This is a genomic window from Streptomyces sp. VTCC 41912 (genome assembly GCF_045799175.1).
Classification (GTDB): domain Bacteria; phylum Actinomycetota; class Actinomycetes; order Streptomycetales; family Streptomycetaceae; genus Streptomyces; species Streptomyces albulus_C.
Map to the genome: position 1 here is coordinate 129,908 of NZ_JBJMAB010000006.1, position 22,898 is coordinate 152,805.

Annotated in this window: 16 protein-coding genes; 12 read left to right on the forward strand and 4 right to left on the reverse strand. The window is 71.9% G+C overall.

The window, feature by feature from the left end:
- Positions 1-82: 82 nt before the first annotated feature.
- Complete coding sequence (locus ACJ6WD_RS11900) at positions 83-1,696, reverse strand: metallophosphoesterase family protein (RefSeq protein WP_233658471.1); 1,614 nt, start codon at positions 1,694-1,696, stop codon at positions 83-85.
- 141 nt (positions 1,697-1,837) lie between these two features.
- Here ACJ6WD_RS11900 and ACJ6WD_RS11905 point away from each other — a divergent pair, with 141 nt between their 5' ends.
- On the forward strand, positions 1,838-2,878 hold the full coding sequence (locus ACJ6WD_RS11905) for a 3-isopropylmalate dehydrogenase (protein WP_233658472.1): 1,041 nt from the start codon (positions 1,838-1,840) through the stop codon (positions 2,876-2,878).
- 381 nt (positions 2,879-3,259) lie between these two features.
- Positions 3,260-4,366: a branched-chain amino acid aminotransferase gene (locus ACJ6WD_RS11910; protein WP_407615757.1), complete on the forward strand. Its 1,107-nt coding sequence runs from the start codon at positions 3,260-3,262 to the stop codon at positions 4,364-4,366.
- Positions 4,367-4,467: 101 nt separating this feature from the next.
- On the opposite strand, the gene ACJ6WD_RS11915 is transcribed toward ACJ6WD_RS11910, so the two are convergent.
- Positions 4,468-5,919 carry a cytosine permease gene (locus ACJ6WD_RS11915; protein WP_233658473.1) on the reverse strand — a complete coding sequence of 484 codons (1,452 nt, stop codon included), beginning with the start codon at positions 5,917-5,919 and terminating at the stop codon, positions 4,468-4,470.
- Between the two features lie 267 nt (positions 5,920-6,186).
- Here ACJ6WD_RS11915 and ureA point away from each other — a divergent pair, with 267 nt between their 5' ends.
- The 6 genes from ureA to cimA all read left to right on the forward strand — a co-directional run bounded on the left by ureA (position 6,187) and on the right by cimA (position 13,807).
- Positions 6,187-6,894, forward strand: a complete 708-nt coding sequence (gene ureA / locus ACJ6WD_RS11920; protein ID WP_407615758.1) for an urease subunit gamma — start codon at positions 6,187-6,189, stop codon at positions 6,892-6,894.
- An 8-nt stretch (positions 6,895-6,902) separates the two neighbouring features.
- On the forward strand, positions 6,903-8,585 hold the full coding sequence (locus ACJ6WD_RS11925) for an urease subunit alpha (RefSeq protein ID WP_376437601.1): 1,683 nt from the start codon (positions 6,903-6,905) through the stop codon (positions 8,583-8,585).
- 168 nt (positions 8,586-8,753) lie between these two features.
- Positions 8,754-9,794, forward strand: coding sequence for an agmatine deiminase family protein (locus tag ACJ6WD_RS11930; RefSeq protein WP_331247792.1), 1,041 nt, complete (start codon positions 8,754-8,756; stop codon positions 9,792-9,794).
- 42 nt (positions 9,795-9,836) lie between these two features.
- Complete coding sequence (locus tag ACJ6WD_RS11935; protein WP_233658476.1) at positions 9,837-10,454, forward strand: TetR/AcrR family transcriptional regulator; 618 nt, start codon at positions 9,837-9,839, stop codon at positions 10,452-10,454.
- Between the two features lie 143 nt (positions 10,455-10,597).
- Positions 10,598-11,914 (forward strand): MFS transporter, encoded by a 1,317-nt coding sequence (locus tag ACJ6WD_RS11940; RefSeq protein WP_016575439.1) that lies wholly within the window; start codon positions 10,598-10,600, stop codon positions 11,912-11,914.
- Positions 11,915-12,196: 282 nt separating this feature from the next.
- Positions 12,197-13,807: a citramalate synthase gene (cimA, locus tag ACJ6WD_RS11945; protein ID WP_233658477.1), complete on the forward strand. Its 1,611-nt coding sequence runs from the start codon at positions 12,197-12,199 to the stop codon at positions 13,805-13,807.
- Between the two features lie 249 nt (positions 13,808-14,056).
- Here cimA and ACJ6WD_RS11950 read toward each other — a convergent pair whose 3' ends face one another.
- Entirely contained in the window at positions 14,057-14,671 is a 615-nt protein-coding gene (locus ACJ6WD_RS11950; RefSeq protein WP_376437456.1) for a YceI family protein, read from the reverse strand.
- A 292-nt stretch (positions 14,672-14,963) separates the two neighbouring features.
- On the opposite strand from ACJ6WD_RS11950, the gene ACJ6WD_RS11955 reads away from it, so the two are divergent.
- The 3 genes from ACJ6WD_RS11955 to ACJ6WD_RS11965 all read left to right on the forward strand — a co-directional run bounded on the left by ACJ6WD_RS11955 (position 14,964) and on the right by ACJ6WD_RS11965 (position 19,482).
- Positions 14,964-17,417, forward strand: a complete 2,454-nt coding sequence (locus ACJ6WD_RS11955) for a polysaccharide lyase 8 family protein (RefSeq protein ID WP_407615759.1) — start codon at positions 14,964-14,966, stop codon at positions 17,415-17,417.
- 215 nt (positions 17,418-17,632) lie between these two features.
- Complete coding sequence (locus ACJ6WD_RS11960; RefSeq protein ID WP_037682814.1) at positions 17,633-19,216, forward strand: acyl-CoA carboxylase subunit beta; 1,584 nt, start codon at positions 17,633-17,635, stop codon at positions 19,214-19,216.
- 53 nt (positions 19,217-19,269) lie between these two features.
- Entirely contained in the window at positions 19,270-19,482 is a 213-nt protein-coding gene (locus ACJ6WD_RS11965) for an acyl-CoA carboxylase epsilon subunit (protein WP_016574033.1), read from the forward strand.
- 97 nt (positions 19,483-19,579) lie between these two features.
- Here ACJ6WD_RS11965 and ACJ6WD_RS11970 read toward each other — a convergent pair whose 3' ends face one another.
- Complete coding sequence (locus ACJ6WD_RS11970; RefSeq protein WP_233658480.1) at positions 19,580-20,863, reverse strand: MFS transporter; 1,284 nt, start codon at positions 20,861-20,863, stop codon at positions 19,580-19,582.
- A 199-nt stretch (positions 20,864-21,062) separates the two neighbouring features.
- On the opposite strand from ACJ6WD_RS11970, the gene ACJ6WD_RS11975 reads away from it, so the two are divergent.
- Positions 21,063-22,853 carry a dihydroxyacetone kinase family protein gene (locus tag ACJ6WD_RS11975; protein ID WP_233658481.1) on the forward strand — a complete coding sequence of 597 codons (1,791 nt, stop codon included), beginning with the start codon at positions 21,063-21,065 and terminating at the stop codon, positions 22,851-22,853.
- The last annotated feature ends 45 nt before the right edge of the window (positions 22,854-22,898 follow it).

Sequence of the window (22,898 nt, forward strand, 5' to 3'; positions counted from 1 at the left end):
CAGCGCCCACCCCCCCCACACACACGCACGAAGGCGCCCGGGACCGTGGTCCCGGGCGCCCCTGGCGCGGTGGTGCGGGCGGTCAGCTCCGGCGGCGGGAGCGGGTCACCTCGAAGTGGTCGACGCGCTCGCCCGACTCGGCGAGGGCGGTGACCGCCATCCTGGGACGGGCACCCGGGGTGACCTCGACGGCGATGAACGAGTAGCCGGTGTAGCGGACCCGGGACCACTCGACGGTCTCCTTGGCCTTCGCCCGGCCCTTGACCCAGTGGTAGGTGTCCACGTGGTCCAGGTCCTTGACGTGGCCCTCGTAGCTGTCCGGCACGGGGAAGTCGTAGAGCGACTTCCCGGCCCCGCCGGCCGTCACGTACACGATGCCCTCGTGCGCGGCGTCCACGGTCTCCCCGATCGGGACCCGCTTGGCGACCCGACCGCCCTTGATGGCGTCGGTGCGCTCGTAGACGTGGTTGTGGCCGTTGACCACCAGGTCCACCTGATGCTTCTCGAAGAGCGGCAGCCAGGTGTCGCGGACCCCGCCCTCGGAGGCGTGCGAGTTGGTGGTGGAGAACGCGCAGTGGTGGAAGAAGACCACCACGAAGTCGATGCCGGCGGTGGCCCGGAGCTCACCGAGCCGGCGGTCCAGCCAGCGGGTCTGCCGGCCCTGCGTGTAGCCCGCGTTCGCCGGGATCTCGTAGGAGACGTCGTTGGCGTCCAGGGCGACGACGGCGACGTTGCCGTAGGTGAACGAGTAGATGCCGGGCGCCCGCTCCGGATCCGGGCCGTTGGTCGGCAGCGACCAACGGGCGGACTGGCCGCCGTAGCCGTTGGGCGAGTACCACGCCTCCATGTCGTGGTTGCCGGTCGTCACCATCCACGGCACCGACTTCGCGACGGTCTCCGTCTGGGCGAGGAACTGGTCCCAGGCGCGGGCGTCGTAGGTGTCGTGCTCGGATCCCTGGCCGTCCGGGTCGGCGTAGCAGATGTCGCCCGCGTGCAGGTGGAACGACGGGTTCTGGCCCAGGATCAACTGGTCGTTGGCGAGGGCGTGGTAGCTGACGCCCTGGTCGCCGAAGGCGGTGAAGACGAACTTCTCGGCGCGCGCCGGCGCGGTGCGGAAGGTGCCGACGGTGGAGAAGTGACGCGGATCGGCCGGGTCGAAGCCGTCGTGGCCGACCCCGTAGTAGTACGTGGTCCCCGGGCGCAGGCCGTCGAGCGCGGCGTGCAGGTAGAACTGGTCGACCGCCGGCAGCTTGGCCGACAGCGACGGAGTGTGCAGGTGGCGCACCTCGGCCGGCACCTTGCGGCCCAGGTCCCACGGCTTGACGCCGACCCGCAGGTACGGCCGCTTGACCGCGAACGGCACCTGCCAGCCGATGCGCATCTGGCTCCGCGGGTCCGCGCCGAAGGCGAGGTGACGGCCGAACGGGGCCACCAGGCGACCGTCGACGGCGGTGGTGGCGGGCGCGGACAGCAGCACCGGCCCGGCGGCCTGCGCGGCGGGCGCGGCGAGCAGGCCGCCCCCGGCGACCATGCCGGCGGTCACCGCGGAGCTGCGCAGCAGCCCCCGGCGGGTCAGCTTGGTGCGGAGGTACTCGTGTTGCTCGGGCATGGTCATCCGGGCCGCGAGCTGCTCCGGTATGCCGACGCGGGGGGTGTGCGAGGGCAGTGGGCGCTCCCCCCGGGGATGTGCAGTCATGTGGCCGAATCTCGCAGTGCCGGCCGACGATCGTGCGGCGCCGGGGTGAACGCGGGATGGCCGCTGCTCGTGCACCAGGCGGCGATGTCCGCATGTCGGACGTTACGTGTCAATCACTGGGACGGAGAGTAGGGTCCAAACATGTCTCGCAGCATTCGCCTCGCAGTGATCCCCGGTGACGGTATCGGCCAGGAAGTCGTGGCGCAGGGCCTGAAGGTCCTGACCGCGGTCCTCCCGCAGGACGTCAAGCTGGAAACCAAGGAATACGACCTCGGGGCCAAGCGCTGGCACCGGACCGGCGAGACCCTGCCGGACGCGGAGCTGGAGGCGCTCAAGCAGCACGACGCCATCCTGCTCGGCGCGATCGGCGACCCGACGGTGCCGTCCGGCGTCCTGGAGCGCGGGCTGCTGCTCAAACTCCGCTTCGCCTTCGACCACTTCGTCAACCTGCGCCCCTCGAAGCTGTTCCCGAACACCGCGACCCCGCTCGCCGGCCGCCCCGACATCGACTTCGTCGTCGTCCGCGAGGGCACCGAGGGCCCGTACACCGGCAACGGCGGCAGCCTGCGCACCGGCACCCCGGCCGAGGTCGCCACCGAGGTCAGCGTGAACACCGCCTACGGCGTGGAGCGGGTCGTCCGCGACGCCTACGAGCGGGCCAACGCCCGGCCCCGCAAGAAGCTGACGCTGGTCCACAAGAACAACGTCCTGGTCTACGCCGGCCACATGTGGAAGAAGATCTTCGACCGGGTCGGCCAGGAGTACCCCGACGTCACCACCGACTACCTCCACGTCGACGCGGCGACGATCTTCCTGGTCACCCAGCCCGAGCGGTTCGACGTCATCGTCACCGACAACCTCTTCGGCGACATCCTCACCGACCTCGCCGCGGCCGTCACCGGCGGCATCGGCCTGGCCGCCTCCGGGAACATCAACCCCACCGGCGACTTCCCGTCGATGTTCGAGCCCGTCCACGGCTCCGCACCGGACATCGCGGGCACCGGCAAGGCCGACCCGACCGCCACGATCCTCTCCGTCGCGCTGCTGCTGCGCCACCTCGGCTTCGAGGAGCAGGCCGCCCGCATCGAGGCGGAGGTGGCCACCGACCTGGAGGCCCGGGACGGTGCGGCCCGCACCACCGACGCGATCGGCGACGCGATCGCCGCACGCGTAGCGGGCTGACGCCCGACGCACCAGCAGCACCTCAGCGCCGGGCCGGTCCACGGTCCGGCGCTGTCCGCATTGACCCCGTCTGGGCTACCGGCGAGTTGGATGCCACCATCTGACGCGGGCCGCGCACACCGGTTCCGACGGCGGACACCCACGAGCGATAATCGGACGAGGGGCCGCCGTGCGGCGGGAAAGTCGGACGTCCCAGTAACGACCGGTACGACCGACTACCCACAGTGCGCGCGGCCGCTCCCAACCGCACCGGTGCCGCGAGCGGGCAACCTCCCCGACCCCCGGCCGGAGGGCTGGGCCGGTGACCCTCCCCAGCGCACGCTGGTGGGGGAAGCGCCCCCAGGCATCGGACCACCGCAGTGAAGTGAAGGACACGCATACATGACGACGCCGACGATCGAGCTCAAGCCCTCCTCGCACCCGCTGCCCGCGGCGGAGCGGGAGCAGATCCTGGCCGCCCCGGGCTTCGGCCGCCACTTCACCGACCACATGGTGACGATCAAGTGGACCGAGGGCCGCGGCTGGCACGACGGACAGCTCGTGCCCTACGGGCCGCTCTCCCTCGACCCGGCGACCAACGTCCTGCACTACGCGCAGGAGATCTTCGAGGGCCTCAAGGCGTACCGCCAGCCCGACGGCAGCGTCGCGACCTTCCGCCCGGACGCCAACGCCCGCCGCTTCCAGGCGTCCGCCCGCCGGCTGGCCATGCCCGAGCTGCCGGTCGAGACCTTCATCGAGGCCTGCGACCTGCTGGTCCAGCAGGACAAGGACTGGGTGCCGGCGCACGGCGGCGAGGAGTCGTTGTACCTGCGCCCCTTCATGATCGCCACCGAGGTGGGGCTGGGCGTCAAGCCCGCCAGCGAGTACCTCTTCGTCGTGATCGCCTCGCCGGCCGGCGCGTACTTCCCCGGCGGCGTCAAGCCGGTCTCCATCTGGCTGTCCGAGGACCGGGTGCGGGCCGTCCCCGGCGGCATGGGCGACGCCAAGACCGGCGGCAACTACGCCGCGTCGCTGCTCGCCCAGGCCGAGGCCGCGGCGCGCGGCTGCGACCAGGTCGCCTACCTCGACGCGGTGGAGCACACCTGGGTCGAGGAGCTCGGCGGGATGAACCTCTACTTCGTCTACGGCGCTGCGGACAACGAGAGGCCGGTGATCGTCACCCCGAAGCTGACCGGTTCGCTGCTCGCCGGCGTCACCCGCGACTCCCTGCTCTCCGTCGCCCGCGACCTGGGCTTCGAGTCGCAGGAGGGGCGGGTCTCCATCGACCAGTGGCAGAACGACTCCGCCAACGGCACGCTCACCGAGGTGTTCGCCTGCGGCACCGCCGCGGTGATCACGCCGGTCGGCACGGTCAAGCGCGAGGGCGTCGAGTGGACCCAGTCCGGCGGTGAGCCGGGCAAGGTCACGCTGAAGCTGCGCGAGGCGCTGCTGGACATCCAGCGCGGGGTGACCGCCGACGAGCACGGCTGGATGCACACCATCGGCTGACGCGTGGGCCCCTGGTCCGTACGCGCTGCGCATCGACGAAGGCCGCCCCGGCATCGTGCCGGGGCGGCCTTCGTCGATGCGCCACGCGTGGCGGGCGGTGGTCAGCCGACCTTGGTGGGCGTCTCCGCGGCGGCGGGCTGTGCGGTGGCCGCGGCCGCGCGCAGCGGCGGGACCGGGCGCGGCTGCCGGGCGATGAGCAGCAGGTAGACGAGCGCGGCGGTGGCGGCGGCCAGCAGGAAGCTCATGTCGATCCCGCCGGTGTACTTCAGCAGCGGCCCCTCGTAGGGGGAGCCCACGGCCAGCAGGCCGACCGCGGAGCCCAGGGCCCAGGCGATGGCGGCCTGGACGTTCCAGCCGGCCTTGAACCAGTACACGCCGCCGACCGTGCCGCGGTTGTAGACCTGGAGCGAGTCCGGGTCGTAGACGCCGCGGCAGCGGACGAACCCGATCACGGTGATGACCGCCCACGGCGTGCCGATGGCGGTCATCAGCAGGACGAAGGCGGTCATCGCGTTCTGCGCGTCCCACAGGAAGTGGCCGACGTAGACGAGCGCGGTGGAGAGCGCGGCGACGACGTAGGTGGCCTGGGTGCGGGTGGCGCGCGGCAGTATCGCGTCCAGGTCCAGGCCCATGCTGTAGAGCATCAGGCCGGAGTTGCCGGCCGAGCCGGCGGAGGCGTTCAGCAGCAGGAAGACCAGGTACCACAGGGGTGCGCCGGCGACCAGCGGCCCGGCGTAGTCGGAGCCGGCGCCGACCGCGAGCGCGCTGAACGTGCCGAACAGCTGCGGCACCAGCAGACCGAGGACCAGACCCACGTAGGTGGCGCCGAAGACCGCCTTGGAGCGATGCCGGCGGGGGGAGATGTAGCGGCTGTAGTCGCCGAGCAGGGTGATGAAGGCGATCGGGCCGCTCAGGCCGGCGGAGACCGCGGAGAGCAGCCAGGTCTGCCAGTAGCCGCCCAGCGCGTAGTGGACGCCGGGGATCGATCCGGTGCTGAAGTGGTGCGCGAAGGCGAAGACGCCGATCACCAGCAGGATCGTCAGGCCGATCGAGAGCACCTTGCTGAGCCGCAGCAGCACCTTGTAGCCGTAGACCGCGCCGATGGCGGTGGCGGCGGCCAGCACCGCGTAGACGATCGTGTACGCCGCCCCGTCGGCCGGCAGGCCGATGAGGCGGTGCAGACAGCCGACCATGGCGTCCCCGCCGACCCAGAGGGTCAGTGCGGTGTAGCCGAGCGAGAGCAGCAGGCCGATCACCGAGCCGATGAGGCGGCCGCGGACGCCGAAGAAGGCGCCGCTGCTGGTGGAGAGGTTGGTCGCGCTGCGCAGCGAGACCAGGGCGAGCGGTGCGGTCAGCAGCGCGCCGACCAGGGTGCCGGCCGCCAGTGAGCTCACCGAGCCCCAGAAGTCGAGGCCGAATGAGACCGGTAGCCAGCCGAAGATCACAACGCCGAGTGCGAGGTTCGAGCCGAGAAGGATGGAGACGAGGTCGCGAGGCTTACTGGTGCGTTCCTCGTCCGGGATCGTGTCGACTCCGCGTTGTTCTATCGGCATGAGGCTCCCCTGAGAGGCCGGAACAGGTGTGAGAAGCGGTGCTTGGCGCGGTGCTCCGTCGTGGGCAAGAGCTTCGTTCGGTGGTGTCTACGAAGCGCGGGCTCGCTGCTGCGAGATCATTTGAGTAATGCTCTAAAAACGATCAGTTCAAGCCATCTTCTAGAGCGACGCTCAATATGAAGCACGGGTGCTGCCTAGGTCAATGCTTTCGGAACGATGGATTCCAAGTTAGAGTGATGCTCGAATCGAGCGGGAGGAAGTGACAGGATGCGGCTCACCCCCACGGAGCGCGACCGACTGTTGCTGTTCGGCGCAGCCGAACTGGCGCGGGCGCGCCGGGCCCGCGGCCTGAAACTCAACGTCCCCGAGGCGACCGCGTTGATCGCGGACACAGTCTGCGAGGCGGCGCGGGACGGGCGCCGCCTCGCTCAGGCCATCGAGGCGGCCCGCAGCGTGCTGGGCCCCGAGGATGTCCTGCCCGGGGTGGCCGACGTCGTCACCGAGGTGCACGTGGAGGCGGTCTTCGACGACGGCTCCCGGCTCGCGGTGGTCACCGACCCGATCGGCGCCGAACCCGCCGCACCGACCGACGACGCGGCGCCGCTCGCGCCCGGCGCCGTACTGCCCGGCCCGGCCGATCCGGCGGCCGAACCCGCAGTGGTGGTCTCCGTCCGCAACACGGCGGTCGTGCCGATCAGCGTCACCTCGCACTTCCACTTCTTCGAGGCCAACCCGCGGTTGGAGTTCGATCGCGCGGCCGCCTACGGCATGCGGTTGTGCGTGCCGGCGGGCTCGTCGGTGCGGTTCGATCCGGGCGGCGCGGCGGAGGTCGGTCTGGTGCCGATCGGCGGTGGGCGGGTCGCGATCGGCTTCGCGGGTCTGGTGGACGGGCCGTTGGATGCGCCGGGCGCGAAGCGCGAGGCGCTGCGCCGGGCCGTGGCGTGTGGCTACCTGGGAGCGGAGGAGCAGGCGTGAGCGCGAGCATCGACCCTCACGAGTACGCGTCGGTTCACGGTCCGCGTGCCGGCGACCGGGTGGTCCTGGGGGACTCCGGGCTGGTCGTCCGCGTCGAGTCGGACTCGCAGCAGCCGGGTGAGGAGTTCCTGGCCGGTTTCGGCAAGACGGCCCGGGACGGGATGCATCTGAAGGCCGCGTCGCTGCGCGAGACGTGCGACGTGGTGATCAGCAACGTCCTGGTGATCGACGCGGTGCAGGGCATCCGCAAGACGTCGATCGGGATTCGCGAGGGTCGTATCCACGCGATCGGTCGGGCGGGTAATCCCGACACGCTCGACGGGGTCGACGTCGTGGTGGGGACGGGGACGTCGATCGTTTCCGGTGAGGGCATGATCGCCACGGCCGGCGCCGTGGACACCCACGTGCACCTGCTGTCGCCGCGGGTGATGGAGGCTTCGCTGGCTTCCGGCGTGACCACGATCATCGGGCAGGAGTTCGGCCCGGTCTGGGGAGTCGGGGTGAACTCGCCGTGGGCGTTGCGGCACGCGTTCAACGCCTTCGACGCCTGGCCGGTCAACATCGGTTTTCTGGGCCGTGGTTCGTCGTCCGGCGAGGCGCCGTTGGTCGAGGCGTTGGCCGAGGGGGGCGCGCTGGGGTTCAAGGTGCACGAGGACATGGGTGCGCACGCCCGGGCTCTGGACACCGCGTTGCGGGTGGCCGAGGAGTACGACGTGCAGGTCGCGTTGCACAGTGACGGTCTGAACGAGTGCCTGACGGTCGAGGACACCCTGCGGGTGTTGGACGGGCGGACCATTCACGCCTTCCACATCGAGGGGTGTGGTGGCGGGCACGTACCGAACGTGTTGAAGATGGCCGGTGTACCGAACGTGATCGGTTCGTCGACCAATCCGACGCTGCCGTTCGGGCGGGACGCGGTGGCCGAGCACTACGGCATGATCGTGTCGGTTCATGATCTGAAGACGGATCTGCCCGGTGACGCCGCGATGGCCCGGGATCGGATTCGGGCCGGCACCATGGGCGCGGAGGACGTGCTGCACGACCTCGGCGCGATCGGCATCACCTCCTCCGACGCCCAGGGGATGGGGCGGGCCGGTGAGACGGTGCGGCGGACCTTCGCGATGGCCGGGAAGATGAAGGCCGAGTCGGGTCCGATGGACGGCGACGGCGCACACGACGACAACGCGCGTGTTCTGCGGTACGTCGCGAAGCTGACGATCAATCCGGCGATCGCGCACGGTCTGTCGCATGAGATCGGGTCGATCGAGGTCGGCAAGATGGCGGACGTGGTGTTGTGGAAGCCGCAGTTCTTCGGTGCCAAGCCGCAGCTGGTGCTGAAGTCCGGTTTCCCGGCCTACGGCGTGACCGGTGATCCCAACGCGGCTACCGACACGTGCGAACCGTTGGTGTTGGGGCCGCAGTTCGGTGCGCACGGGGCGACGCCCGCCGAGATCTCGGTGGCCTTCGTCGCCGGAGCCGCGGTCGCCCAGGGCGACGACGGCATGCCCACCCGCCGCCGCCGCGTCGCGGTCCGCGGCACCCGCGGCATCGGCCCCCGCAACCTCATCCGCAACGCCCGGGTCGGCGACGTCCAAGTCGACGAACGCACCGGACTGGTCACCCTCGACGGCGACCCCATGCGCTCCGAACCCGCCGACACCGTCTCCCTGTCCAGGCTCTACTTCCTCTGAGGGGCCCGCCGCAGCCCGGCCCGCACCGACGAGACTCCGCCGACCACGCCCGGGGCCGCCGTACCACCCACTCCGTAACACCGTTACAGACACACCGGTAGACGACCCCGCCCACCACCTTCCGCTCCGCGACCCCCGCGCACACCACCCGAGGACCGAGGACCCCGTATGAACACGCCCGCCGCCGACGGCTTCCGGATGCCCCCCGAGTGGGCCCCGCACGAGCGCACCTGGATGGCCTGGCCCGGCCCCAACTTCACCTTCGGCACCGAAGACGGCGACACCCTCGCCGAGTCCCGCGCCGCCTGGGCCGCCGTCGCCCGCGCCGTCCGCCAGTACGAACCGGTCACCGTGGTCGCCGGCCCCGGCCAGCTGGAAGGCGCCCGCGCCCTGCTCGGCGACGACATCGACCTGGTCGAACGCCCCCTCGACGACGCCTGGATGCGCGACATCGGCCCCACCTTCCTCACCAACGACCAAGGCGAACTCGCCGCCGTGGACTGGGTGTTCAACGGCTGGGGCGCCCAGGAATGGGCCGCCTGGGACCGCGACGCGAAGATAGCCGAACAGGTCTGTGACCTCGCCGGCGCCCGCCGCTACGCCACCTCGCTCGTCAACGAGGGCGGCGGCATCCACGTCGACGGCGAGGGCACCGTGCTCCTCACCGAAACCGTGCAGCTCGACCCGGGCCGCAACCCCGGCCGCACCAAGGAAGAGGTCGAGGCCGAGATCCACGCCCACCTCGGCACCACCAAGGCCATCTGGCTGCCCCGCGGCCTCTACGCCGACTACGGCCAGTTCGGCACCCGAGGCCACGTGGACATCGTCGCCGCCTTCGCCCGCCCCGGCGTGGTGATGGTCCACACCCAGCCCCACCCCGACCACCCCGACCACGCGATCTGCAACGAGATCGTCAAGGCACTGCGCGCGTCCACCGACGCCCGGGGCCGCCAGCTGGAGGTGGTGGAGGTCCCGGCCCCCACCGTCATCGAGGAGGACGGCGAACTCGTCGACTACTCCTACATCAACCACCTGCAGTGCAACGACGGCATCGTCCTGTGCGCCTTCGACGACCCGCGCGACGAGGAAGCGGCCGCGATCTTCCGCCGACTGTTCCCCGGCCGCACCGTCACCCTGGTGGACGCCCGTACGATCTTCGCAGCGGGTGGCGGCATCCACTGCATCACCCAGCAGCAACCGAAGGTCTGAGGCACCTCTGACCCACCGCCCGTCCCGACCCCGGAGGTCCCCGTGCCCGGTCCCGTACGCCGCCCCCGGCGACGGCTCAGCCAGCCGCGCGAACAGGTGCTGGCCGCCGCGATGGCCACCATCGCCGCCGAGGGACTGGACCGGCTCACCATGGCGGGACTGGGCCGCGAGGTCGGCATGAGCAGCGGCCACATCCTCTACTACTTCGGTACCAAGGACGAACTGCTGCTACAGACCCTCCAGTGGAGCGAGGAGCAGCTCGGCGCCGAACGCCGAGCCGCCCTCGCCCGCCGCGGCCCCGTCCGCGAGCGCCTGGACGCCCTCGTCGACCTCTACCTCCCCGTAGGCCACCGCGACCCCCGCTGGACGCTGTGGCTGGAGGTCTGGGTCCGCTCCCAGAACGCCGACGACGAGACCCGCGAACGCCAACTCGACCTGGAACTCGCCTGGCACCGCGACCTGGTCGCCCTCCTCGTCGAAGGCGCCTCCAAGGGCGAGTTCCGAGCCGTCGACGCGGAACGCTTCGCCACCCGCACCCGCGCCCTCCTCGACGGCTTCGGCACCCACCTCGTCGTCGGCCTCCCCGGCACCGACCGCGCCCAGGTGGGCCGCGAGGTCCGCCAGTTCCTCGACGAAGGACTCACCCCGCCGACGGACTGACCGACCCACCACCCGCCCCGACCGCCCCACCACCGCCCGGCCGCCGACGCCCCGCGCCCGTGACCACAACGCACGCAAGTACGCGCGATCGTTGCCGCCCCGACCCTTGCCCAGCGCGCCGCTCTCGGCGACCGTGATCGGCTATGGGACGAGAGCAATGGAAGAAGATCTGGGTCGGCTCCGCCGGCAACATGGTCGAGTGGTTCGACTGGTTCGTCTACGCCAGCTTCGCGGTGTACTTCGCCGACGCGTTCTTCCCCAAGGGGAACGACACCGCCAACCTCATGAACACCATGGGGATCTTCGCCGTCGGCTTCTTCATGCGCCCGGTCGGCGGCTGGCTGCTCGGCCGGGTCGGTGACCGCCGAGGACGCAAGGCCGCGCTCACCCTGACCGTGACCCTGATGTCCGCCTCGGCCGTCCTCATCGCCGTCGCCCCGACCTACGCGGTCGCCGGCTACGGCGGCATCGCCGTGCTCCTCGTGGCCCGGATGCTCCAGGGCCTCTCCGTCGGCGGCGAGTACGCCGCCAGCGCCACCTACCTCACCGAAGCCTCCGCCCCCGACCGCCGCGGCTTCGCCTCCAGCTTCCAGTACGTGTCGATGACCGCCGGCCAACTGCTGGGCCTGGGCCTGCAGATCATCCTCCAGCGCAGCATGTCCGAACAGGCACTGCACAGCTGGGCCTGGCGCATCCCCTTCATCGTCGGCGCACTCGGCGCCGGCATCGTCTTCTACCTGCGCCGCAACATGCTGGAGACCGACGTCTACGCCGACGACGACCACGCCCAGACCGACCCCGACCGCGGCACCATGAAGGCCCTGTGGGCCCACAGGCGCGAGGCGTTCCTCGTCATCGCCCTCACCATGGGCGGCACCGTCGCCTACTACACGTACACCACCTACCTCACCAAGTACCTCTCCGGCACCGCCGGCCTGTCCAAGCCCACCGCCTCCCTGGTCAGCTTCTGCGCACTGTTCCTCTTCATGTGCCTCCAGCCGCTGGCCGGCCGGCTCTCGGACCGGATCGGCCGCCGCCCGCTGCTCATCACCTTCGCGATCGGCTCGACCTTCCTCACCGTGCCGATCATGACGCTGCTCAAGCACGCCGGCTCCTTCTGGCCGGCGCTCGGCCTGTCCATGCTGGCCCTGGTCGTGGTCACCGGCTACACCTCGATCAACGCCTGCGTGAAGGCCGAACTCTTCCCCACCGGCATCCGCGCCCTGGGCGTCGCCCTGCCCTACGCCATCGCCAACGCGCTCTTCGGCGGCACCGCCGAGTACGTCGCCCTCTGGTTCAAGAACGGCGGCATCGAATCCGGCTTCTACTGGTACGTCTCCGGCTGCGCGGCGGTCTCCCTGATCGTCTACCTGACCATGCGCGAGACCCGCACCATCGACCTGCAACGGCTCGGCAAGGGCGCCGGCGACGGCACCACGGACCGCGTGCTCGCATCCTGAGACGGACCGGGTGACGGGGGCGGTCGTGTGCCAGACTGCCCCCGTGCTCACGTTCGCCATGATTATTGGCAGCAGGCGCGCCGGTCCGCAGTGACCGCCCGTACGACCCCCGTACGGTGCGGCCATCGTCGTCCCAGACCCGCGCGCAGACCTCTCGCACCCGCGAGGGGTCTTTTCGTTTCCCGGACCCACCCGACGCCGGGAGCGCAGCGCGAGGGATCATGGAGGGACGGTGGAACCGGGCATTCCGGTAGACCGAGACCCGACAGGAGCCAGACCAGCATGACGGACGCACCCGAAGCCGCCGTCTCCGACGACTTCCACGTTTTCGACACCACGCTGCGCGACGGCGCACAGCGCGAGGGCATCAACCTGACCGTCGCCGACAAGCTGACCCTCGCCCGGCACCTGGACGACTACGGCGTCGGCTTCATCGAGGGCGGCTGGCCGGGCGCCAACCCACGGGACACCGAGTTCTTCCAACGCGCCCGCGCCGAACTCGACCTCCAACACGCCCAACTGGTCGCCTTCGGCGCCACCCGCAAGGCCGGCGTCCGGGTCGAGGACGACCCCCAGGTCGCCGCACTGCTGGACTCGCAGGCCCCGGTCATCACCCTCGTCGCCAAGTCCCACCTCGGCCACGTCGAACTGGCGCTGCGCACCACGCCCGAAGAGAACCTCGCCATGGTCCGCGACACCGTCGCGCACCTGCGCTCCCACGACCGCCGGGTCTTCCTCGACTGCGAGCACTTCTTCGACGGCTACGCCCTGGACCCGGCCTACGCCAAGCAGGTCGTGCGCACCGCCAGCGACGCCGGCGCCGACGTCGTCGTGCTCTGCGACACCAACGGCGGGATGCTCCCGGCACAGGTGAGCGCGGTCGTCCGCACCGTCCTCGCCGACACCGGCGCCCGACTCGGCATCCACGCCCAGGACGACACCGGCTGCGCCGTCGCCAACACCCTGGCCGCGGTCGACGCCGGCGCCACCCACGTCCAGTGCACCGCCAACGGCTACGGCGAACGCGTCGGCAACTCCAACCTCTTCCCGGTCGTCGCCGCCCTGGAGCTGAAGTACGGCCGCCAGGTGCTGCCGCCCGGCAAGCTCACCGAGACCACCCGCATCTCGCACGCCATCGCCGAGGTCGTCAACCTCACCCCGTCCACCCACCAGCCCTACGTCGGGGTCTCCGCGTTCGCCCACAAGGCCGGACTGCACGCCTCCGCGATCAAGGTGGACCCGGACCTCTACCAGCACATCGACCCCGCCCTGGTCGGCAACACCATGCGGATGCTGGTCTCCGACATGGCCGGCCGCGCCTCCATCGAGCTCAAGGGCAAGGAACTCGGGATCGACCTGAGCGACGACCGCGAACTGGTCGGCCGGGTCGTCGCGCGGGTCAAGGAACGGGAACTGGCGGGCTACACCTACGAGGCCGCGGACGCCTCGTTCGAGCTGCTGCTCCGCGAAGAAGCGGGCGGCAAGCAGCTGCGCTACTTCACCGTCGAGTCCTGGCGCGCGATCGTCGAGGACCGCCCGGACGGCACCCACGCCAACGAGGCGACCGTGAAGCTCTGGGCCAAGGGCGAGCGGATCGTGGCCACCGCCGAGGGCAACGGCCCGGTCAACGCGCTGGACCGGGCGCTGCGGGTCGCCCTGGAGCGGATCTACCCGCAACTCGCCACGATGGAGCTGGTGGACTACAAGGTCCGCATCCTGGAGGGCGCCCTGGGCACCGGCTCGATCACCCGGGTCCTGGTCTCCACCAGCGACGGCCGCGGCGAATGGTCCACGGTCGGCGTCGCCGAGAACGTCATCGCGGCGTCCTGGCAGGCACTGGACGACGCCTACGCCTACGGGCTGCTGCGGGCCGGAGTCGAGCCCCAGGACTGACCGCACCCCTCGTCGCGCGCCCGCGGGCCACGGTTGTCCACAGGCGCCGGCGAGGAACGGCGCGGAGGGCTACCTTCGCCGCATGCGCGGTGGAGGCGGGGGAGGGGCCTGGCCGCGCGGGTGGGGGCCCACCGGGGGGTGGGGGCTTGCTGGTCTGCTTGGGGGGTGGGGAATCCTCCGGTTGGGGAGAGGGAGGGGCCCTGCCCGGAATGCGGCCGAGGCCCATCCCCGCCAACCACCCGCACCCCCTCAGCCCGCCTTCACCGCCGAGATGTCGAACGTCAGCTTGACCTTGTCGCTGACCATCACGCCGCCGGTCTCCAGCGCCGCGTTCCAGGTCAGGCCCCACTCGGAGCGCAGGATCTCGGCGTTGCCCTCGAAGCCGACGCGCTGGGCGCCGTAGACGTCGGTGGCCGCGCCGTTGAACTCCAGGTCGATGGCGAGCGGGCGGGTGACGTCCTTGATCGTGAGGTCGCCGGTGATGCGGTAGGTCTCGGCGTCCAGTTGCTCGACGGCGCTGGAGCGGAAGGACATCAGGGGGAACTGCTCGGCGTCGAAGAAGTCGGGGCTCTTGAGGTGCCCGTCGCGGTCGCCGATGCCGGTGTCGATGCTGGCGATCTTGACGTCGATGTGGGCGGTGGACGCGGCCGGGTTGCTGCCGTCCAGCTTCAGTACGCCCTCGTGCTCGCCGAAGGAACCACGGACGTTGGTGACCATGGCGTGCCGGACGGTGAAGCCGATGCTGCTGTGGGCCGGGTCGATGGTGTAGTCGCCGGACAGGGCGGCCAGTGCGGGGTCCACGTCCAGGACGGCGGCGGGGGCGGCGGGTGCGGGGGCGGTGGGGCGCTTGCGGAACAGCGACATGGGGTTCTCCTCGGGGACGGAGCGGGGGGGGGAGGAGGCAGGCGGCGCGTGCCGCCCGCCGTCGAACGTGTCCGGCCGACCCCATCGTCGACTTGGTTTAACGTTCAACGAGATTCACGGTAGCGGCATCTCGTTCAACTTTCAACCGTTCTGTGGCGGGGTCCCCCCGAACGGGTGTCGCGGTCGCACCCCGGCGCGGTCATTGCCGCCCCGTGCGCCCCCGTGCTAGACCATCGGGAACTCCCAAGTGCGCAGCGCCACGGCCCAGTTGACGCCACGGAGAGGAGCGACCATGTCGCCCGCAGCCGCCCCGCCCCCCTGGTCGCGCCGGGGCTTCCTCACCGCCTCCGGCGCGAGCGCCATGGCGCTCGCCCTGGGCGCACAGGCCGGCCGCGCCCCCGCCGCGGCCGCCCCCCACACCGTCGGCGCCGCCCCCGACGACCCCTTCACCACGCTCCGCCGCCGCTGGTGCGACCTCGCCCTCGGCACCGGCTACGACCCGGGCGCCGCCCCCTACGCCACCGCCCTCCGCGAGACCGGCGACCTGGCCACCGGCTACCAGCGCACCCTGGCCCCCGCCGCCGACTCGCTGTGGCCCGACAGCCCCTACGACCCGCCCTCCGGCATCACCCGCAGCTACGACCGGCTCGCCACCATGGCCCTCGCGCACGCCCAGCCCGGGACCGGCCGCACCGGCGACCCGGACCTCGCCACCGCCGTCCGCACCGGCCTCGACCACCTCGACCGCACCGTCTACCACCCCGCCACCACCCCCTACGGCAACTGGTGGGAATGGCAGATCGGCAGCCCCAAGCTCCTCCTCGACACCCTCGCCGTCCTCGATGAACACCTCCCCGGCGGCAGCGGCGACGCCCTCCGCGCCCGCTGCCTCGCCGCCGTCGACCACTTCGTCCCCGACCGCGCCCTCGGCCCGTACACCGGCACCAGCACCGGCGCCAACCGCGTCGACCTCTGCCGCGTCGTCGCCCTCCGCGGCGTCCTCGGCCGCGCCCCCGCCAAGATCGCCCTGGCCCGGGACGCCCTCTCCCCGGTCTTCCCGTACGTCACCCGGGGCGACGGCCTCTACGCCGACGGCTCCTTCGTCCAGCACACCTGGGTCGCCTACTCCGGCACCTACGGCGCCGTCCTGCTCGACGGCCTCGGCCGCCTCTTCACCCTGCTGCGCGGCTCCGCCTGGGAGGTCACCGACCCCCACCGGCAGATCGTCCTCGACAGCGTCGAGCACGCCTACGCCCCGCTGCTCCACGACGGCCTGATGATGGACAGCGTCAACGGCCGTGCCATCAGCCGCGGCCACCTCCGCGGCGACGCACGCCACGTGCTGCGCAGCGACCACTACCACGGCCACGCCCTGATCGCCGCCGTCGCGCTGCTCGCCGAGGGCGCCGGCAGCGCCGAACGCGACCGCTGGCACGCCATGATCAAGGGCTGGATCGCCCGCGACCGCACCCTGCCGGTGCTCACCGACCGGCAGTACGCCGTCGCCGACCTCGCCCGCCTCGCCGCCATCGACGCCGGCCCCGCACCCGCCGCCCCCGAACCCGTCGGCCACCGCCTCTTCCCCGCCATGGACCGCGCCGTCCACCGCCGCCCCGGCTTCACCGCCGCCCTGGCCATGGCCTCCGACCGCATCACCTACTACGAGAACGGCAACGGCGAGAACCGGCGCGGCTGGCACACCGGCGCCGGAATGCTCTACTGGTGGCCCGCGGGCCGGGCCGGCGACCAGTACACCGACGCCTTCTGGCCCACCGTCGACCCCTACCGCCTGCCCGGCACCACCGTCTCCACCCGACGGCTGGCCGACAACGAGGGCGGCGGCTGGGGCGAACCCAAACCCGCCGCCCGCTGGGTCGGCGGCACCACCGACGGCACCTACGCCGCCATCGGCCAGGACCTGCGCGGCCTCGCCTCCACCCTCACCGCCCGCAAGTCCTGGTTCGCTCTCGCCGACTGCGTGGTCTGCCTCGGCGCCGGCATCACCGCCCGCGACGGCGTCCCCGTCGAAACCGTCGTCGACAACCGCAACCTGGGCGAGCGCGGCACCGCCACCCTCACCGTCGACGGGACGCCCCAGCCCACCGCCCCCGGCCGCCGCACCGTCCGCCGGCGCGCCCACTGGGCCCACCTCGCCGGCCACGGCGGCTACGTCTTCCCCGGCGGCGCCGCCCTCCACCTGCTCCGCGAGGACCGCACCGGCCACTGGTCCGACATCAACACCACCTCCACCACCACCCCCTACACCCGCCGCTACGTCACCCTCTGGCACGACCACGGCACCGACCCCACCGACGCCGCCCACGCCTACCTCCTGATGCCGGGCGCCACCCGCCGTGCCCTCGCCGCCCGTGCCGCCGACCGGCACTGGCTGAGGGTCCTCGCCAACGACGCCGACCGCCAGGCGATCGCCGTGGACCCGCTCGGCGTAACCGCCGCCAACTTCTGGCGGGCCGGCACCGCCGGCCCGCTCACCGCCGACGGCCCGGCCAGCGTCCTGGTCCGCGAACGGCGCACCCCCGGCCGGCACGACCGGACCGCAACCGTGTGCGCCGCGGCCCCCACCCGCACCGGCGACCCCCTGGAACTCATCTGGTCCCGGCCGGTCCGCGCGGTCCTGCACCACGACCCGGACATCACCGTCCTGGCCGCCGACGACGCCCTCCACCTGCGGCTGGACCCCGGCACCGGCTGCGCCACCCTGACCTGCACCGTGCTGCTGCGCTGACCGGCCCGGCCCGCCGCAAACCATCGAACGACACACCATCACCCGGGTGGCGTTTGTCGGCACCGCACAGACGCTGGACACCGCGTCCACCCCGCCACGGCCCAGTAGTCGGGCCGCGTGCAGCGCGGTTCTGTACTGCCTGCCCACGAAATCGCGCTCGACGTTGTACGAAACCGACATCGGTGTGCGGGCCCTCGCCCACGTACCGTCGATACATGACCACTGTCGAAGATGTGCCCGCCGGCGCCAACGATGCCCGCGGGCGCGTCGCCGAACTGCACGCGATCCGTGAGCAGGTGCGGCGAGGCCCCAGCGAGCGAGCCACCGAGGCGCAGCGTGCCAAGGGCAAGCTCACCGCCCGCGAGCGGATCGACCTGCTGCTGGACGAGGGTTCCTTCAACGAGGTCGAGCCGCTGCGCCGGCACCGTGCCACCGGTTTCGGCCTGGAGGCCAAGAAGCCGTACACGGACGGTGTGATCACCGGTTGGGGCACGGTCCACGGCCGGACCGTCTTCGTCTACGCGCACGACTTCCGGATCTTCGGCGGCGCGCTGGGCGAGGCGCACGCCACCAAGATCCACAAGATCATGGACATGGCCATCCAGGCCGGTGCCCCGTTGGTCTCGTTGAACGACGGCGCCGGGGCCCGCATCCAGGAGGGCGTGTCCGCGCTCGCCGGTTACGGCGGCATCTTCCAGCGCAACACCAAGGCGTCGGGCGTCATCCCGCAGATAAGCGTCATGCTCGGCCCGTGCGCCGGTGGCGCGGCCTACTCGCCGGCGCTGACGGACTTCGTGTTCATGGTCCGGGACACCTCGCAGATGTTCATCACCGGCCCGGACGTGGTCCGCGCGGTCACCGGTGAGGAGATCACCCAGAACGGTCTGGGCGGTGCCGACGTGCACGCCGAGACCTCCGGGGTGGCGCACTTCGCCTACGACGACGAGGTCACCTGCCTCGAAGAGGTCCGCTACCTGCTGTCGCTGCTGCCGGCCAACAACCGGGAGAATCCGCCGGCGGTGGCAAGCGAGGACCCCGCCGACCGCAGCTGCGAGACCCTGCTCGACCTCGTCCCGGCGGACGGCAACCGGCCGTACGACATGCGCAAGGTCATCGAGGAGATCGTCGACGACGGCGAGTACCTGGAGGTCCACGAGCGCTGGGCCACCAACATCATCTGCGCGCTGACCCGCTTCGACGGCCGGGTGGTCGGCATCATCGCCAACCAGCCGCAGTCGCTGGCCGGCGTCCTGGACATCGAGGCGTCCGAGAAGGCCGCCCGCTTCGTCCAGATGTGCGACGCGTTCAACATCCCGATCGTCACGCTCCTGGACGTCCCCGGCTTCCTGCCCGGCGTCGACCAGGAGCACGGCGGCATCATCCGGCACGGCGCCAAGCTGCTCTACGCGTACTGCAACGCCACCGTCCCGCGGATCTCCATCGTCCTGCGCAAGGCGTACGGCGGCGCGTACATCGTCATGGACTCCCAGTCCATCGGCGCGGACCTGACCTACGCCTGGCCCACCAACGAGATCGCGGTGATGGGCGCCGAGGGCGCTGCCAACGTCATCTTCCGCAAGCAGATCGCCGAGGCGGACGACTCCGAGGCCATGCGCACCCGCATGGTCAAGGAGTACAAGTCCGAGCTCATGCACCCCTACTACGCGGCCGAGCGCGGCCTGGTCGACGACGTCATCGACCCGTCGGACACCCGCCACACGCTCATCCGCGCCCTGGAGATGCTGCGCACCAAGCACGCGGACCTGCCGGCCCGCAAGCACGGCAACCCGCCGCAGTAGTCCCCGCCCCGACCGTCCTTCCCCTCTCACCTCCACGGAGAATCGAGACCGCAGTGAACCCTGCCAGTGCCGTCACCGCCGCTCCCATCCGCGTCGAGAAGGGCCAGGCCAGCGAGGAGGAGCTCGCCGCTCTGACCGCCGTCCTGCTGGCCCGCGCCGCGCACCGGCCGACGACCGGCTCGACCGGCCCGCGCCCCACGGCCGCCCGCTGGCGCCGCCTGGAGCGGCAGCTGGGCTTCCACGGCGCCACCAGCTGGCAGCGGTGACGCAGCGCCGGCACTAGCGCACCAGGCGACGGCCCCCACACTTCCGGTGTGGGGGCCGTCGCGTGCGTGAGGGGCCGCCGCCGGACCGGCGGAACCCTCAACTCCGCGCCACCGCAACGGGGGAGGCCGCCTCGGGTGCCTCCGGCCCCCGCACCTCCGCCGGCTTCAGGTACAGCGTCAGCACCGCCGCCACGACGTACAGCCCGGCGAAGATGAGGACGACGCCGGCGGGGCCCAGCGGGTCCAGGAACACGCTGACGATGGCGGGCCCGACGAACGCCGCCCCGCCGGCACCGAGGTTGAGCAGGGCCATCGCGCCGCCCTTGTTCTCGGGGGCGAGCGCCGGCACCAGCGCGGAGATGGGGACGAAGCCGGCGAGGGTGACCCCGTAGAGCATGCCGACGCCCAGGGCGACCCCGTAGTGCGGGCCGACCGCCAGCGGGACGAAGTACAGGGCGAGGGTGGTCACCGCGCAGCCCAGACCGCCGAAGGTGGCGATCGTGCGACGCCAGCCGATCTTGTCGCCGATGACGCCGAAGAGCAGGTTGCAGAAGACGTTGGTGCCGTAGATGACGGCGAGCAGCGTCAGCCAGCGGCCCTCGCCGAAACCCAGTTCCTTGCCGAAGAACGTGGGCAGGAACACCAGGAAGCCGAACTCCGGTGCGGTGTTGATGATGCGGACGACGCAACCGACGGCGACCTTGGGGTGGGTCCAGGCGATGGAGAGGCTGGAGAGCAGGGATTGGACGGGGTTGACGCCGGGCGGGGCGAGCCGCGCGAAGCCGGTGCGCTCGCGGACGCCGAGCAGGCAGCAGACGCCGCCCAGCGCGATGATGCCGAGCGCGATCCAGAGGGTGCCCATGGCGCCGAACCAGGGGTTGGTGGCGCCGGCGACGAGCGAACCGAGCGTCGGCAGCCCGCCGGTGAAGGCGACGTAGAACCAGCCCACCGCGGTGCCCATCCGGGCCGCGGGCGCGGTGGCGGTGATCCAGACCAGGAAGCCGAACGCGAAGAGCGGGTAGCCGAAGCCGCGCAGGCCGTAGAAGAGCAGCATCAGCGGGTAGTTCTGGGGGCCGAGCGCGAGGGTGAGGTAGAGGACGTCGAAGACGATCCAGACGGCCAGGCCCAGTTGCATCACCCGGCGCGGGCCCCACAGGTCGGAGAGGGCGCCGGAGAGCCAGGAGGCCAGCATCACCGTGACGCCGTAGGCGGTGATCACGTACGAGGCGCGGACCTCGGTGCCGGCGCCGTGGTCGGCCATGAACGGAGCGATGAAGCCGGACTCCACCCCGTCGCCGACCATGAACAGCAACACGCCGAGATAGCCGAAGACCAGTGCCTTGGGGATGCCGATCCGGTCGAGGAGAGTGGGGGGTGCCATGGCGCGCCTCCGGCGGTTGCGGGTGGGGCGGGTGTGATGGGAGCAGCATGAATCCTGTGAACTTCACATGCAAGGTGTGATGCAAGGGTTTCTTGGCGGCACTTCTCACATAGTTACGGGCTTATATGGCTGCCAGGGGTGACGTATCTGTGATCTGGGTGTTAAATCCAACAGGGACAGAAACAAAGGAGTGTGCCTGATGACCACCGAACACGCCGGCCTCGGACACCACCCCGAGACCTTCCGCGAGGACTGGCTGGAAGGACTCGCCGACGCCTACGCGCGCACGGTGCGCCGAGTCCCGGACGCCTACGGCGTGGTCGGCCGGCACGCGCCCCGCCCCGGCAAGGTCGCACTCGTCATCGGCGGCGGCTCCGGCCACTACCCCGCCTTCGCCGGCCTCGTCGGCCCCGGCCTGGCCGACGCCGCCGCGATCGGCGACGTCTTCGCCAGCCCCAGCGCCGAGCAGGTCTACCGCACCGCCCGGGCCGCGGACGGCGGCGCCGGCGTCCTGCTCAGTTGCGGCAACTACGCCGGCGACGTCATGCACTTCGGCCTGGCCGCCCGCCGGCTCGCCGCCGAGGGCACCGCGACCCGCACCGTACTGGTCACCGACGACGTGGCCAGCGGGCCCCCGCCGGTCGAGGGCCAGCCGATCGACCCGTCCCGCGACCGACGCGGCGTGGCAGGCGACTTCTTCGTCTTCAAGGTCGCCGGCGCGGCCGCCGAACGCGGCGACGACCTGGACGCGGTCACCCGCATCGCCGCCCGCGCCAACGCCCTGACCCGCACCTTCGGCGCCGCCTTCGCCGGCTGCACGCTCCCGGGCGCGGCCGAGCCGCTGTTCACCGTCAACGCCGGCACCACCGAACTCGGCATGGGCATCCACGGCGAACCGGGCCTGCGCACCACCCGCCACCTGACCGCCGCCGAACTCGCCGACGAACTCGTCGGCAACCTGCTCCCGGAACTGCCCGAGCCCCCGGCCGGCGGCCGCGGCCGGGTCGCGGTCCTCCTCAACGGCCTCGGCCGCACCAAGTACGAGGAACTCTTCGTGGTCTACCGGCAGGTCAACCGCCGGCTGCGGGCGGCCGGGCTGCACCCGTTCCGCCCCGAAGTCGGCGAGTTCGTCACCTCCTTCGACATGGCGGGCGTCTCGCTGTCGCTGATGCTCCTCGACGACGAACTCGCCGAGCTCTACGACGCCCCGTGCGACACCCCGGCCTTCCGCCGCCTGCCGCAGACGCCCGGGGAGGGCGACGACGAGCGGACGGCGGGAGCGGGCGAGCCGCAGCCGGCTGCCGCCACGACCGGACACCCCGGCTCCCTTCGGGACGGCGTCGCCCCCGGCGGCGGGCTGCCCGTGACGCTGGCGCTGCACGCCGCCCTGGAACTGGTCGCCGCCAACGAGGACGAGTTGGGGCGGCTGGACGCGGTCGCCGGGGACGGGGACCACGGCATCGGCATCGTGCGGGGGCTGCGCGCCGCCGCCGCGGCGGCCCGCAACGCCGAGCCGGGACCGGCCGGTGACCCGCGGTCGGCCGGCGCCGCCCTGCTCGCCGCGGGACTGGCCCTGGCCGACGCCTCCGGCGGCGCGTCCGGGGCGCTGTACGGCGTGCTGCTCGCCGAGACCGGCGCCGCCCTCACCCGGGCCTCCGGGGACGCCGCCGGCGCGGAGCTGCTCGCGGACGCGGTGGACGCCGCCCAACGGGCCGTCGGCGAACTCGGCGGCGCCCAGGTGGGGGAGAAGACCATGCTGGACGCCCTCGACCCGTTCCGGCGGGAACTGCGCGCCCGTGCCGCGGAGGGACTGGCCAAGGCGTGGCAGGCCGCCGCGGAGGCCGCCACCCGGGGCGCCGCGGACTCCGCCCACCTCACCCCCGCCCGCGGTCGCGCGGCCCGCATGGGAACCCTCGGCCACGGCCACCCGGACGCCGGCGCGGTCTCCCTCGCCCTGCTCCTCACGGCCGTCGGCACCACCCTGCGCTGACCCGCCGGCCCCCGGACACGCCGAAGGCCCCCGCACCTGGCAGGT